The organism is Paenibacillus sp. FSL R5-0912 (genome assembly GCF_000758605.1).
Taxonomy (GTDB): domain Bacteria; phylum Bacillota; class Bacilli; order Paenibacillales; family Paenibacillaceae; genus Paenibacillus_AQ.
The window spans coordinates 6,202,376-6,217,367 of record NZ_CP009282.1; the positions used below are offsets into that span (position 1 = coordinate 6,202,376).

Annotated in this window: 8 protein-coding genes; 5 read left to right on the top strand and 3 right to left on the bottom strand. The window is 52.9% G+C overall.

The genetic code is table 11. From position 1 onward, the window contains the following. Together R50912_RS26160 and R50912_RS26165 are read right to left on the bottom strand one after the other, a co-directional pair. Entirely contained in the window at positions 1–888 is an 888-nt protein-coding gene (locus R50912_RS26160) for a carbohydrate ABC transporter permease (RefSeq protein ID WP_042243324.1), read from the bottom strand. 43 nt (positions 889–931) lie between these two features. Then, on the bottom strand, positions 932–1,867 hold the full coding sequence (locus R50912_RS26165; RefSeq protein ID WP_231637716.1) for an ABC transporter permease: 936 nt from the start codon (positions 1,865–1,867) through the stop codon (positions 932–934). 429 nt (positions 1,868–2,296) lie between these two features. Between R50912_RS26165 and R50912_RS26170 the strand changes: the two genes are divergently transcribed. Both R50912_RS26170 and bglX read left to right on the top strand, forming a co-directional pair. Then, a complete protein-coding gene (locus R50912_RS26170; protein ID WP_042238930.1) occupies positions 2,297–5,647 on the top strand; it encodes a GH36-type glycosyl hydrolase domain-containing protein in 3,351 nt (1,116 codons plus the stop codon). A gap of 46 nt (positions 5,648–5,693) precedes the next feature. Next, complete coding sequence (gene bglX, locus R50912_RS26175; protein WP_042238933.1) at positions 5,694–7,859, top strand: beta-glucosidase BglX; 2,166 nt, start codon at positions 5,694–5,696, stop codon at positions 7,857–7,859. 260 nt (positions 7,860–8,119) lie between these two features. Here bglX and R50912_RS26180 read toward each other — a convergent pair whose 3' ends face one another. Then, positions 8,120–8,890, bottom strand: a complete 771-nt coding sequence (locus R50912_RS26180) for a DeoR/GlpR family DNA-binding transcription regulator (protein ID WP_042238934.1) — start codon at positions 8,888–8,890, stop codon at positions 8,120–8,122. A gap of 918 nt (positions 8,891–9,808) precedes the next feature. Here R50912_RS26180 and R50912_RS26185 point away from each other — a divergent pair. The 3 genes from R50912_RS26185 to R50912_RS26195 are packed head-to-tail and all read left to right on the top strand — an operon-like array spanning position 9,809 to position 14,962. After that, complete coding sequence (locus tag R50912_RS26185) at positions 9,809–10,777, top strand: metallophosphoesterase family protein (RefSeq protein WP_042238935.1); 969 nt, start codon at positions 9,809–9,811, stop codon at positions 10,775–10,777. 26 nt (positions 10,778–10,803) lie between these two features. After that, positions 10,804–11,697 (top strand): DMT family transporter, encoded by an 894-nt coding sequence (locus tag R50912_RS26190; protein ID WP_042238937.1) that lies wholly within the window; start codon positions 10,804–10,806, stop codon positions 11,695–11,697. Positions 11,698–11,737: 40 nt separating this feature from the next. Next, on the top strand, positions 11,738–14,962 hold the full coding sequence (locus R50912_RS26195; protein ID WP_231637717.1) for a hybrid sensor histidine kinase/response regulator: 3,225 nt from the start codon (positions 11,738–11,740) through the stop codon (positions 14,960–14,962). Positions 14,963–14,992: the final 30 nt, after the last annotated feature.

A 14,992-nucleotide genomic window follows, 5' to 3' on the forward strand; every position in this document is an offset into this window, starting at 1 on the left:
TTAACCTTTAACAGCACCGACGGTAAGACCGGTTACGAAGTAACGCTGAATGAATGGATACAGGAGAATGATCGGGCCTGTGGCCAGTACGGCTGTAGCCATTTTAATGGATTGGGTAGGCAGATCGGCTGTATTAATGACCGCTCCCGAGTTGATGAGACTGCCCATATTCGCCTGGTTGATCATGCGCTGCAGGAAGTACTGGAGCGGGAACTTGGTCGGAGAGTCCATGTACAGCATCCCGTTGTACCACTCATTCCAGAAGCCCAGCGCCGAGAACAGCCCGATAGTCGCCAGTGAAGGAACCGCCAGCGGCATGAAGATCCGCCAGTAGATGCGGAAATCGCCCGCGCCGTCAATCGTGGCTGATTCATACAGGGAATCCGGGATCGCCTTCATGAAGTTACGCATCAGGAAGATCGACCACGCCCCTACCACAGCCGGCAGAATCATGGCGAACAGGTTGTCCTTCATATGCAGATGCTTGACCATCAGAATATAAGTCGGAATCAATCCTCCGCTGAACAAGGTTGTGAAATAGATCAGGAAGGAGAAGAAGTTACGGTATTTGAAATCCTTGCGGTTCAGGACAAATCCGGCCATGGACATCATGAACAGCCCGAGCACCGTACCTACGACTGTGATAAAAATCGTAACCTGATAAGCATCCACCAGCTTGGAGGAGTTACTGAGCAACAATTCGTAGGCCTTGAAGGAAACTTCATTCGGAATCAGCTTATATCCCTCGCGGACAATCTCCTGCTCATTCATGAAGGAGGAGGAGATCATCAGCGCAAAAGGAAACACACAGAACAGTGCAAAGATCGAGATGCAGATGTAACTGATCACTTTTATGAAAACACTGCCGGAATCCTGTTTGATTTTAATAGATGTACTTGCCATTTTCATCACCCCTGTTTCGTGTCATGTCTTAGAACAACGCGCTGTCCGGTTCAACCTTGCGTACAATAAAGTTAACCACAAGCACCAGGACCAGGCCGAATAAGGATTGGTAGAATCCTACTGCAGCACCCATCGAGAAGTTAAATTGTCCCACCAGGGAGCGGAAGACATACGTATCTATGATATCCGTCTGCGGATACAGCACGGAGTTTGTGCCAATGAGATTGTAGAACAGGTCGAAGGAGCCTTTGAGAATCCCGCCCATACCGAACAGCAGGAGCAGTATAAAGGTCGGCTTCAGAATAGGTAGGGTCATGTAGCGGATCCGCTGCCAGGTAGTAGCACCATCCATGTAGGCAGCCTCGTACAGATCATGGTTGATCCCTGTGATCGCAGCCAGATAGACAATCATACCGTAGCCGGTACCAGCCCAGATCTTGAAGGCCACAATAATGTATTTCCAGATGCCCGGATCATTATAGAACTCATAACGGTCCAGCCCTGCCCCCGAGATCATCGTATTGATGAATCCGGAGTTGAAGTTGAAGAGATTGTAAGCAAACACACCAACGATAACCATCGAAATGAAGTTTGGCAGGAGAATAACGGACTGGGAGATCTTCTTGAACCATTTTCCGGTAATCTCCGACAACATGATGGCAAACACAATCTGAATAATATTGCCTAAAGCAAGGAATACCAGATTGTAGAGCAGCGTATTCTTGGTGATATTCCAGAGTTCTCCGGTCTGCACCAGGAATTCAAAGTTCTTCAGACCGATGAAATCACTTCCAAAGATGCCTTTGTTGAGCTTGTAATCCACGAATGCAACATAAGCGCCGGGCATTACCGCATAGTGAAAGACCGCGAAATACACAATGACAGGCAGCAGCATGAGATACAGCACTTTGTTCTTAAATAGTTCCCGGACGATATTTCCGCCCGCATGTACAAATCTTGCCAATGAGCCCACCTCCAAATTGAACGATGCATTCTTACCGCATGCATATCTTTGTTTCACTTCTTGTCCCTGCAGCTGAATGACAACTGCGTGCATACCTTTAATATTTAACCGTATTGGACAGTATAGAAACGTTTCCATTATTTCTTTGTGTTTCCCCTTGCTCAGAGCATACTCCCAAGTTGTATACGCTGTCAAACATTTTTTATTTTCGAATTACAAGTAAAAAAATTACATTCTGCATCGCAAAGATGATAATTAGGTCGTTTTTTCGTAGATAATTGACTTTTTTTCGTCTTCAGACTAATATCGAGATGTATCACTTATGGAAACGTTTCTATTTATTCTTTACACGGACATGTCACCATCTAATGATGAATTCCCCCTAACCTAATTCATGTCCCAATCACGTACTGGAAAGAGAGGGTTATTATGATTTTCAAACAACAATCAAACATGATTACCTTAACCCGGGATGACCTTAGTTATACGTTCCTGCCAACAGGAGACATCTTCGAGTTCACCCATGAGTCTACTCTCATTAATCAGTTCCAAGGCAATCCTGTAGATGGTTCAGCTAATAATATCTATCTGCGCGTGCATACGGAGCAAGGAATCAGCAGCTATCCTTTACTCGGAATCCGCTCGGGCTCCAAGCTGTCCCATAGTCAAGACCAACTGATTTTTGAAGGTTCTATAGAAGCAATTAGCTACCGTGTCACCTTCGCGCCGGCCCGGGACGGAATCTGGTTCTGGCATATTCAGCTCTCCGGCAGCGGTGAGACCGTGGATGTGGTCTACGGACAGGATATCGGTGTCGCAGGCAAAGGCGGCGTGCTGGCCAATGAGCTGTACATGAGCCAATATCTAGATCACAGCATCTGGGAAGGCACGAACGGCTACGCCGTGTGCTCCCGCCAGAACCAGCCGCAGGGAATGGCCTTCCCTTATCTGCAGCAGGGTGTAGTGGGTACCCGTGCAGTAGGCTATTCTACTGACGGTATGCAGTTCTTCGGCGTGTCCTACAAAGGCAGCTATGTGCCCGAGGTGCTTAGCGGCAATCTGCAGAATAGCAATTATCAATACGAGCTGGCCTATACCGCGCTGCAGACAGAGCTTATGACGCTGTCCGTTCCAGCTGAATTCGCCTTCTACGGGCTCTTCCGCCCTACTCATCCGGCTGCTGTTACAGAGCTTGAGTTCCAAGCCGAGCTGCAGGCAGCTTACGATGAAATCGACTGGAGCGCGGGTGAGGCTGTGCCGAGCAGAGATGTGCCTGTGCTAAGTACTGATATTGGCGCACCTTATGTCTCTGCACAGTGGACCCAGGCTGAGATTGATGCGGCTTACCCTAACCGGAAGCTTGAAGAAATCGAGAACGGGGAACTGCTCTCCTTCTTCACGGATGAGCATGTCCATGTTGTACTGCAGCCCAAAGAGCTGTTGGTCGAGCGTCCGCACGGCCATATCATCACTACGCTGCTTGATAAAAGCCAAGTCGATAACAACCTAATTTCTTCCACTAACTATATGTACGGAATCTTCAACGGCCAGACGGTTGTCGGCAATACCTCTTTCCATAAACTGCTCTCCACACCACGCGGCCTGCTGAATATTCAGCGGAACAGTGGACAGCGGATCTATATCCGCCTGGATGGGGTCTACCGGATTCTTACGCTCCCGGCAGCTTACGAAATGGGCGTTAACTTTGCCAAATGGCATTACCAGGTTGAGGATGATCTGCTCACGGTTACCGTCTTTGCCGCAGCAGGTCAGCCGGATGTTGCCCTGCAGGTTCAGTCAAAGCTCGGCAGAGCCTATGATTATCTGATCACGAACCAGCTTGTTATGGGTGAGCATGAATTCCAGCATCCGGTGAGAGTTGAAGCCAGGGACGGTATTCTGCAGGTTCTTCCTGACGAAGCGTCCGTGCAGCAGCTTCCTTATCCGGGTCTGCATTTCGATATCCAGCTTCCGGGAACTGCCTATACGTACAGCGATGACCGGATGTTCTATACGGACAGACAGCCGCGCAACGGAACGCTGCTGACGATTTCCGTCACGCAGTCGGCAAGCTTCCAGCTTGTAATCCAAGGCCGGCTCACACAGGCCGACAGTCTTCCCCTGGTCTCTCCTTACACTCCGGAAACCGAGGAAGCGCTGTTTAAAGGCTTCTATGAAGCATTTACTTCGGGCTTCCACCTCCAGCTTGATGGAGAAGAGCAGTCACGGATTGATATTCTGAACGAAACGGTATGGTGGTACACCCATAATGCGATGACCCATTTCATTATGCCGCATGGCCTTGAACAGCCGGGCGGAGCCGCATGGGGCACACGCGATGTATGCCAGGGACCGATGGAGTATTTCCTGATGACCCAGCATTATGAGCTGGCCAGAAATGTAATGCTGAAGATCTACTCCCATCAGCTGTGGGAGAGCAAGGAATGGCCGCAATGGTTCATGTTCGACCAGCATCCGGTACAAGCCCATGAATGGCATGGCGATGTCGTACTCTGGCCGCTGAAATGCATCAGCGATTATATTAAGGCTACCGGAGACTATTCGATTCTTGAGGAACAGGTTGGCTATCATCACCTGGCAGATGCTCTGCCAAGCCAGCGGACTGAAACCGTGCTTGAGCATGTCAAAGCTGCTGTAGAGACGATCCGTGAACGCTTCGTACCGGGCACGTCCCTGATCAATTATGCCGGGGGCGACTGGGATGATACCCTGCAGCCTGCTGATGAAGCCTTGAAGACCAAGCTCGTGAGTGCCTGGACCGTCGCTTTGGCCTTCCAGGTCATCCGCAACCTGTCGCAGGTCACTACAGCCGATGCCGAATTCTCCGCCAGCCTTGCTGTAATGGCCGAAGAGATGAAGGAATCCTTCCGGACGCTGCTGATCAAGGATGGCGTCATCGCCGGCTTCGCCTACTTCCAGGAGGACGGCAGCATTGATTATATGCTTCACCCGTTGGATCAGCAGACCGGCATCCATTACCGCCTGCTGCCAATGACACGCAGCATTATTGCTGAGCTGGTGACCCCGGAACAGGCGGTTGCCAATTTCCGCCTGATTGACGAGCATCTGAATCACCCGGATGGCGTCCGTCTGATGGATCGTCCCGCCCGCTATGAAGGCGGCGTAAGTACGATCTTCCGCCGTGCCGAGCAAGCCGCCAGTGTCGGCCGCGAGATCAGCCTGCAGTATGTGCATGCCCATATCCGCTATCTCGAAGCTTCCGCCAAGCTTGGCGAAGCTGACCGCGCCTGGGAAGGCCTGTTCCAGATCAATCCGATCAACATCCGGCAGAGCGTCCCGAATGCCCAGCTGCGCCAGAGCAATATGTACTTCAGCAGCTCGGACGGGAATTTCCCTGACCGTTACAGCTATCAGCAGAACTTCGATCAGCTGCGCGATGGCAGCGTAGAGGTTAAAGGCGGCTGGCGCCTGTATTCCAGCGGCCCCGGAATCTATCTCAATCAGCTCATCTCAGCTATTCTGGGTATCCGCTTCAGCGATGAAGAGCTGATCATTGATCCGGTGCTGCCCGCCAGCCTTGACGGACTGCGCTTCACTTATGAGTGCTTCGGCCGTCCGTTAACCTTTGTCTATCACATCGGCTCAGGCCCGGCCCGTACTCCGGAGCTGCATGCAGCAGGAGTTGCGGTTACCGGCCAGGTCCTGTCCAATCCGTACCGCCCGGGTGCCGTAAGCATTGCCAAGAACAACCTGCTTACGCTGCCCGGCAATGAACTGCATATCTATTTGGCACAATAATATATACAGACGATAACTTTCAGTACGCTTAACGAAGGAGTTAGCTATGACTAAACCGTTTATCCAAGATCTCGTGAACGATATGACACTAGACGAAAAGATGGCCCAGCTAACCCAGCTCGGTCCTTACTATTGGGGTCTGGATGATACCGTGGATTTAACGGGTCCATTCAAAGAATTGAATATCAAGCCGCAGGTAATGGAGAACATCGGAAGCGTTCTGAACGGCATTGGCGCACGGAATGTTATTGAGCTGCAGACCCGGCATCTGGAATCCAGCCGCCAGAAGATTCCCCTGCTCTTCATGGCGGATGTCATTCACGGCTACCGGACCATCCTGCCGATTCCGCTGGCGATGGGCAGCAGCTTCGACCTTGAAGCCATCGAACGCTTCGCTGAAATTGCAGCCAGAGAGAGCGCCGCTGCCGGTATTCATGTCACCTTCTCCCCCATGACTGACCTCGTGCGTGATCCGCGCTGGGGCCGGGTGATGGAGACCTCCGGTGAGGACCCTTACCTGAACGCCCGCGTGACCGAGAGCATGGTCCGGGGCTATCAGGGGACAGACCTGAAGGAGCCGGGACGGATTGCAGCCTGCGTGAAGCATTTTGCCGGCTACGGCGCGCCTGAAGGCGGCCGTGAATACAACACGGTGGATATGTCCACCGGTGTACTCCGCGAATTCTATCTGCCAGCTTATAAAGCTGCAGTAGATGCCGGTGTCGCAATGGTCATGGCCGCGTTCAATACCATTGACCGTATTCCGGCCAGCGGCAACAGCAAGCTGCTCCGCGGTATTCTGCGGGAGGAATGGGGCTTCGGCGGCGTCACCATCGCCGACTTCAACTCTGTCAATGAGCTGGTGCCCCATGGCGCTGCGCAGGATGGCCGCGAAGCTGCCCACAAAAGCCTGGCCGCAGGCCTGGATATCGAGATGATGTCCACCCACTATCTGAACCACGGGGCCGCACTGGTTGAAGAAGGGCTGCTCGATATCAGTCTGATCGACGAAGCGGTCATCCGGGTACTGGAGCTGAAGGATGCCCTCGGGTTGTTCGACAACCCGTTCAAGGATGCCGATCCGGTGGCAGACGAAGCGGATAAGCCCAGCGCTGAGCATCTGCAGGCTGCACGGGAACTCGGTGCAAGCTCGGTAGTGCTGCTGAAGAACGAGAATGAAGTGCTGCCTCTGAAGCGGGGAATGAAGCTCGGTCTGGCCGGTCCTTTCGCCACCTCCATACATGTACTGGGCGGCTGGGCCGGAACTGAGAAAGATCCGGCAGTCTCCCTCTACACCGGCATCACCGGCAAAATCCCGGCAGCAGATATTATTACTGCAATGACCGGCGAGCTGGGAAGCATGCTGGAGGGTGTCTTCGATGTGGAAGACCACGCTGAGGAAGCCTTCGAACAGCTGAAGGATTGCGATGTCATTCTTGCCGCTGTCGGCGAGAATCAGCAGGATACCGGGGAAGGCGGCAGCAAAGCCAGCCTGCGGCTGTCCGCGAACCAGGAGAAGCTGATCCGGCGTCTGAAGGATACCGGCAAGCCTGTTATCACTATCATATTCAGCGGCCGTCCGCTGGAGCTTGCCCCTGTACTTGATGCCAGCGACGCGCTTGTACAAGCCTGGTTCCTGGGCAGCGAGTCGGGGAATTCCATTGCAGATGTACTGTTCGGCGATTATAATCCGTCCGGACGCCTGTCCATGAGCTTCCCCTACTCTGTAGGACAGATTCCTGTGTATTATAATGCTTATCAGACGGGACGCCCTTATGATCCCCAGTATCCGAATGTACGTTACGTAACCCGGTATCTGGATATCCCGAATGATCCGCTGTTCTGCTTCGGCTATGGGCTGAGCTACTCCAGCTTTGCTTACAGCAGCTTCAACGTTGAAGCTGCTGCTGATGCCCCGGTGCTCGCCTCCATTGAGGTAGAGAACACTTCGGAGGTTACAGGCAAGGAGACCGTCCAGCTCTATATCCGCGATGTTACAGCAAGTGTGGTCCGTCCGGTGAAGGAACTGAAGGGCTTCAAGCAGGTTACCCTCGCCGCGCATGAGAAGCAGGTTGTAACCTTCGAGATCACCCGCGAGATGCTGATGTTCTACGGCCAGAACGATGAGCTTGTGTTCGAGCCTGGAGAGTTCGATATAATGATCGGCCGTAACTCCGGCGATCACGCTACGCAGCGGATCTGGATCGGCTGAGGTGCTGATTTGGGCTGTGTCTAGCTGCGTCTAGATGCATTTAGCTGCGTCTAGATGCGTCTAGATGCGTCTAGATGCGTATCTTCAGACAGGTGAGCACTGCTTCAGGCAGCTGCCTATAGCCAGCTAGCTGTACACCAGAAAGCCGCATATAGCTAGCGGCACACCAGAAAGCGCCAATCTTCCTCACCTTAGGGTGTACGAGGATTGGCGCTTTTTTGATTTTTCTATGCGGCTTCTGTAAGTTATGCTCCTGTATGTTATGACCCTGTCAGCAGCTCTATATCCAGCCGGGCAAAGGTATCCTTCCATTCACTTGAGCAGCCGCTGTCGGTCAGGACCATGGAGATATGTTCCAGCGGAGCAATCTGGGCAAAGGTGGTCACTCCGAATTTGGAATGGTCCGCAACCAGAATCGATTCCTCGGCCCGTTCCATCATTTTACGGGAGATGAGCGCTTCTTCAAGATGATAATCGGTAATTCCTTCCGAGAGTGACAGACCCCCGGCAGAGATAAAAGCCTTGTTCACCTTGAACTGGTCCAGCAGCTCATGAGCGGTGATGCCTACAGCCGCCTGATAAACGGCATTCACCTCGCCCCCGGCAAAAATAATCTTCCCCTGAAACTGTTCCAGCGCGCAGTTCAGGACCGGGACTGCGTTGGTAATGACCGTCACATGGGCGCGGTCTTTGAGCTGCCGCATAATCTCAAGCGTGGTCGTCCCGTTGTCGAGGATTACCGTCTCGCCATCCTGAATAAGCGAAGCCGCTAGCCTGCCAATGGCCTGCTTGTCCAACAGATTCATCTGGGAACGCTTCATGAAGGTGGGTTCATTATTCCCGGAACGAATCCGCACGGCCCCGCCGTACACCTTACGCAGACGCCCTTCCTTCTCCAGACGGTCGAGATCACGCCGGATTGTCTCTGTGGTTACAGCGAACCGCTCAGCCAAAAAATGCACCTGCACTTTCCCCTCCAGATCCAGCTGGGAGAGGATGGTATGCCTGCGTTCTTCATAGGTCAGGGACATGTATGATTCCTCCAGTTATAGTCTGCTCGTCAATGCAAATTGCATCATTTAATACAGGTGTCTATGTATATGTAATGTTGTTTTGAGTGTATTGATGTTGATTTCCTCAGTATATGGAGCCGAATTCCACTTGTCAATGCAGCTGTTTCTATCAAAAGATTGCTCTAGTGGACAAGTGTATCTCCTTACGCTTACGTACCACAACCTTAATTCCTTAATTCCTTAATTGTCTTGCTCCACCACCGCTCCCTTGTACTTAGCATCATTATCTTCTGTTCACACATATGCCTGCGGTTTGCGTGCGTATCGAAGCTGGCGAATAATTGAATAGTTGTATTTCGTACAATTAAACGTTAGCTAAAGCGTGAATTTATTGCGATAACTGTATTCTGTACAACTAAACATAGCGTATAGCAACCATTCAGGGAATGGCGGTCTATTTAATTGTATAGAGTGCAGTTAAAATGATCTGGCGCACCGTATCCGGCAACTTTAGTGGTACAAAATACTGTTAAAGCCTGCGAAGCGAGAAAACGCTCTGCTTCAAGCAGGAGTAAGGTTTCGCACCGGTTGCAGTTCCAATTATAGTTCAATTGTACTTTCTGCAGCAGATAACCCCTAAATCCGCCGAAAAATAGAATCTATTGCACTCTGTACACTAGAATTTTGTAAAAGGAGTCTTTAAGGGTGAAATTGGAGGAATCAGTTGTATGAAATACAGCAGAATGAGATTTCATGCCGGTTTGAGCGAATTCTATTGCAGAAAGTGCAATCCATCCAATTATAGATTGACAGAAACGGATTATGATCCTAAAATCAACATGAAACAACATAAAGAAATATAAAACAACATGAATGCACTTGAATACCCAATGAACTACATTCATAACTTTATTCAGGCAGAGAGGGGATTTTCACATGAAGCACAATTTATCATTCCGCCAGGATGGAACCTTTACCATCGTACAGTTCACCGATCTTCACTGGATGGATGGAAGAGCTGAGGATCAGCGGACCCGGGAGCTTATGGAACGCGTGATGGAAGCGGAGCAGCCGGACCTCGTTATTTTCACAGGAGATCTGATCTATACCGGACCTGTCCCGGAAGGAGAACAGGCATGCGAGCAGCCCAAGCAGGCGTTCCGGGAGGCCGTGGCCGCTGTAGAGAAGAGCGGTACTCCCTGGGCATTCGTCTTCGGCAATCATGATACCGAGCAAGGTGTCTCCTACAGTGAGCTGATGGACATTGCACTGGAGCATCCCCACTGCCTGGCTGAAGCAGGTCCGGCAGAGCTGGCCGGTTCTGGTAATTATACGCTTGAGATTGCGGGCACCGGCACCAGGGCGGGCGCCGTTCTCTATATGCTGGACACTGGTGCCTATTCCGGGCTTGCGCAGATTCCCGGCTATAACTGGGTCCGGCAGAGCCAGATCCGCTGGTTGACAGAGCAATCGGCCCGGCTGAATCCCCTGACAGGTGAAACCAAGCTGCCTGCGCTGGCATTCTTCCATATCCCGTTGCCGGAATATGCCGAGATGTGGTCCACGCAGACCTGCTACGGCCATAAATTCGAGCAGGTCTGTGCTCCGGTGCTTAATTCGGGACTCTTCACAGCTATGGTGGAAATGGGCGATGTGGCAGGTACTTTTTGCGGACATGATCATGTGAACGACTTCACCGGCAGCCTGCATGGCATCCGGCTCAGCTATGGCCGGGCCACCGGCTACAATACATACGGGCGGGAAGGCTTCATGCGGGGAGCGCGTGTCATCCGGCTGACTGAGGGCGATAAGCAGTTCGAGACTTGGCTCCGGCTTGAGGATGGCTCGGCTCTGCTGGAACAACCCTCCCATCCCCCTGTACCTGCCGCTGATTCAGAACACTAATGATTTCCTTGAGGGGTTGAAATTTAATGCTGCTGCCAATTCTTTTGGTTCTGGCTTCCGGGATGTGTCACGCGGTGTGGAGCATGTTCACCAAAAGAAGCCGGGACAAAAGCATCTTCCTGTGGTCGATCATGATGATCTCTACTATTCTGCTGCTCCCTATCCTAATAACCGAGCTGTGGACTCAACCGCTTGCAGCCGGAGCTTATGCCCTGCTGTTGCTGTCTGTGGCGCTGCAGGCCTTATATTCCTGGCTTTTATCCAGAACCTATGAGATGGGTGACTTATCACAGATATATCCGGTGATGCGGGGGACGAGCACGCTGCTTATCCCGCTGATCGGTGTTCTTTTTCTGGGCGAATCGCTGTCTGTCTATGGATGGGCCGGTATTGCCTTCATGCTCGGCGGATTCGCAGTGCTCAGCGGACTGGGCTCCAGAAGCTCAACCACATCCCTATCTGCATCCCTATCTGCTTCCGCATCCACCGCCTCCCGGAAGTCCGGGTATACACCGATTCTTATGGCGCTCTGCGTGGGACTCTGCACAACCTGCTATGTATTCGTCGATAAGCTGAATCTCCAGCACATGTCTCCGCTGGCGCTGCTTGAGGTCACCAATATCGGTTTTGTCGCCGGTCTGACTCCGGCGGTTCTGAAATCGCGCAAGCTGCTGGAGGAGTGGAAGAGCAACAAGTTCACCATCCTGCTGGGAAGTGTGCTGAATCCGGGCTCGTATCTGCTGTTCCTCTTCGCACTGCAGCAGGCGCCGCTCGCCCATATCAGCCCGTTGCGGGAAATTGGGACCATATTCGCTACGTTCCTGGGCATCCTCCTGCTCAAAGAACAGCAGGGCTTGCGGCGGATTCTGTGCTCTGTAGTCATCTTTGGAGGCATTCTGCTTGTCGGGGTATGGGGGTAGAGCAGGAACCCGCCATTTCCCGGCAGGATAACATCGAAACATGTCGAATAGAGAACGTATGATGAAGACTAACTTACCGAAGCAAACCATGATCAATACCACAAGCATATTGAATCTCAAGCACGCTCTGTTGCTGCTGTTATATCTGACCCTCCTGATTAGCATACGTTATCTGTGGTTCAACGCGTATGAGGCGCCTGAGCATCAGGAAGCGAAGCAGGGCGTCCTCGATATGAGGGGCTGGGACTTCGAGAACTCCCGGTCTGTGCGGCTGGATGGTGAATGGGAATTCTATCCCGGCCAGTTCCTCACCTATGAGAGCTTCGCGGGGCAGCCCCCGGCTGCGCAGCAGGTTGTGCAGGTTCCCGGCGACTGGAGCAGCGGCTTCCCTGAGGAGGGGCACTCCTCCTTCGGCTACGGTACTTACAGGCTGCGTATACTGGTAGACCCGGGGCTGCAGGAGCCTTACGGCTTCTGGATTCAGCGAATCCAGGCGGCCTCCAGCATTGAGGTTAACGGGCAGTCCGAAGGCAGCTTCGGGCAGCTGGCCGCAAACCGTCAGGACTATACACCTGAGGCAGTCTCCTACACAGCAGCCTATAATGCGGCAGGGCAGCAGGAGATCACGCTGCTGGTCCGTGCGGCCAATTACGACCACCCGATTGAAGGCGGGATTGTCCGATCTATCCGTTTCGGCTCCCAGGCAGCGGTAGATACGGAAAGGATGTATTCTATCGGCTTCCAGCTGGTCACTTTTGTGATCATGCTGCTGCATGCGATGTATGCGGGAATTCTATTCTTTTTCAATCGCCAAAAAGCGTTTCTGGTGTTCTGCCTGCTGCTGCTGGCGGTAGCCGCTTCTGTAGTGACCGATAACGATACCCTGCTGCTGCTCTGGCTGCCGATCAATTATACCTGGGCGCTGAAGCTCAAAATGCTGGCTTATCTTGCGGTCTCCCTGTTCATGCTGCTGCTGACCCGAAGCTTCTCCGCGCAGAAGCGGCCTGTCCGCTTACTCAGAGGGTACCTGCTTCTCCTGTCCCTCTATACCGTCTATATCCTGGTGATGCCTGCGCAGTACGCCCTATATGCAAGGCCCTTCTTCACAGTGCTCTACCTGCTTCCGATCGCAGGCGTCGTATACTCCATTGGCCGCATGGTTGTCCGGCAGGAGCAGGACTCCGTATTTCTGCTGTTTGCTGCCGCAGCTATCGGCTCCAGTGTCATTGGCGGATCCTTCGAATCGAGAAGCCAAGCAAGTATTCTGTATTATCCGGTAGATGTCATCGCAGCCATCATCTGTTTCTCCGCATACTGGTTCAAGCGGTATTTCCGCAATGCAGAGGAGAACCGGCTGCTTAACCAGCAGCTGAAGGAAAGCGATCATCTGAAGGATCAGTTCCTGGCGAATACGGCACATGAACTCAGAACGCCGCTGCATGGCATCATCAGCATCGCCCAAACTGTAACAGCGAAGGAGAAATCCCTCCAGGATCATCAAAGCTACCAGGATCTGGAGCTGCTCATTACCATCAGCCGCCGGATGTCCCATATGCTGAATGATCTGCTCGATGTGACCCGTCTGCAGGAGAAGCGGATTGTATTACAGCGTGAACCGCTGGCCATCGGGCCGCTGGTAACCGGAATTCTGAATATGTTTGAATTCATGACAGACAGCAAACAGCTGCAGCTGCGTAACGAATTACCCGCTTCCCTGCCGCCCGTCTGGGGCGATGAGAAGCGGATTGTGCAGATTCTCTATAACCTGCTGCGCAATGCCATCAAATACACGCAGGCCGGAACAGTCACCGTCTCTGCCGGGATTACCGGCAAGACTGCAAGGATTAGCGTGTCCGATACCGGTATAGGGATCGACACGGAGACACAAGCGAGGATCTTCTCGCCTTATGAGCGAGGCAGTAAGGGCATCAATGACGGAGGCGGAATCGGGCTCGGCTTAAGCATCAGCAAGCAGCTGGCAGAGCTTCACGGCGGAGACCTTACTGTGGAATCCGAACCCGGGAAGGGGGCCGTGTTCACCTTCACCCTTCCCCTCGCATCAGCTTCTGAGGTCCGGTATGTGCCGGAAGAGGCCGCTGCTGCAAGGATGAATAGCAGCCTGAACATGGAAGACCTGCTGCTTGAACAGGGGGGACTGTTATTCCCGCAGCCTGATACCAGCGGTATCTCTGCAGCTGCATCACAGAAGATCCCTTCTCTCCCTCAGATGCAGCTGCAGGAGACCTCCATGACGGCCAAGACTCTAATTCTCGCCGTGGATGATGATCCGGTCAATCTCAAGGTACTCGCCAGCATACTCTCGGATGAACAGCATCAGCTGGTCACTGTCACCAGCGCCCAGGAAGCTCTGGATCTGCTGGGCACCGAGCCCTGGGACCTGCTGATCGCCGATGTCATGATGCCCCACATGTCCGGCTACGAGCTAACGCGGATCGCCCGGCAGCGCTTCTCTGTCTCAGAGCTGCCGATCCTGCTGCTCACTGCCCGCAATCAGCCGGTGGATATCTATACGGGATTCTTATCCGGAGCCAATGATTATGTCGCGAAGCCTGTGGACGCCCTGGAGCTGAAATACCGGGTCCGCTCCCTGACTGGACTGAAGCAGTCCATTAATCAGAGCCTGCGGCTGGAGGCCGCTTACCTGCAGGCGCAAATTCAGCCGCACTTTCTATTCAACACGCTGAACGCACTGCTGGCCTTAAGTGAATTCGACCTCCCGAAGATGCGTGATCTCGGAGAGGCGTTCTCCTCCTATCTGCGAATCAGCTTCGACTATATGAACTCACAGCAGCGGGTCGGACTGTCCCATGAGCTGGAGCTGGTAGAGTCCTATCTGTTTATTGAGAAGGCCAGGTTTGACGAACGCCTGCAAATCGAATGGGAGGTCGAACCAGGGATTGAGCTGCTCCTCCCGCCGCTTACCCTCCAGCCGCTGGTCGAGAATGCGGTCAGACACGGCCTGCTGAGCCGGAAGGCCGGTGGGAGGCTGAATATCCGCATTCACCGCCGGCAGGGGTACACATCGTTTGAAGTAGAGGATAACGGCAAAGGGATGCCTGATGAGCAGGTTCGTCATCTGCTGGACGACAGCGGACTCGGCTTGCCTTCCCGCGGCATCGGACTGCTGAATACCAACCGGCGGCTGACACAGCTGTATGGCCAGGGACTGGTCATTCGCAGCCAGCTTGGAGCCGGCACCACCGTTTCTTTTGTAATTCCGGAGCGGGTGAATCTGAATTCTTAGAATTCAATTCACCAGAACGTATAAGGGCCG

Excerpts from the sequence above, each read along its gene's own strand:
- R50912_RS26180 (WP_042238934.1), bottom strand. The coding sequence starts at position 8,890 with ATGTCCCTGACCTATGAAGAACGCAGGCATACCATCCTCTCCCAGCTG.
- R50912_RS26195 (WP_231637717.1), top strand. The coding sequence starts at position 11,738 with ATGTCGAATAGAGAACGTATGATGAAGACTAACTTACCGAAGCAAACC.
- R50912_RS26190 (WP_042238937.1), top strand. The coding sequence starts at position 10,804 with ATGCTGCTGCCAATTCTTTTGGTTCTGGCTTCCGGGATGTGTCACGCG.
- R50912_RS26170 (WP_042238930.1), top strand. The coding sequence starts at position 2,297 with ATGATTTTCAAACAACAATCAAACATGATTACCTTAACCCGGGATGAC.
- R50912_RS26185 (WP_042238935.1), top strand. The coding sequence starts at position 9,809 with ATGAAGCACAATTTATCATTCCGCCAGGATGGAACCTTTACCATCGTA.
- bglX (WP_042238933.1), top strand. The coding sequence starts at position 5,694 with ATGACTAAACCGTTTATCCAAGATCTCGTGAACGATATGACACTAGAC.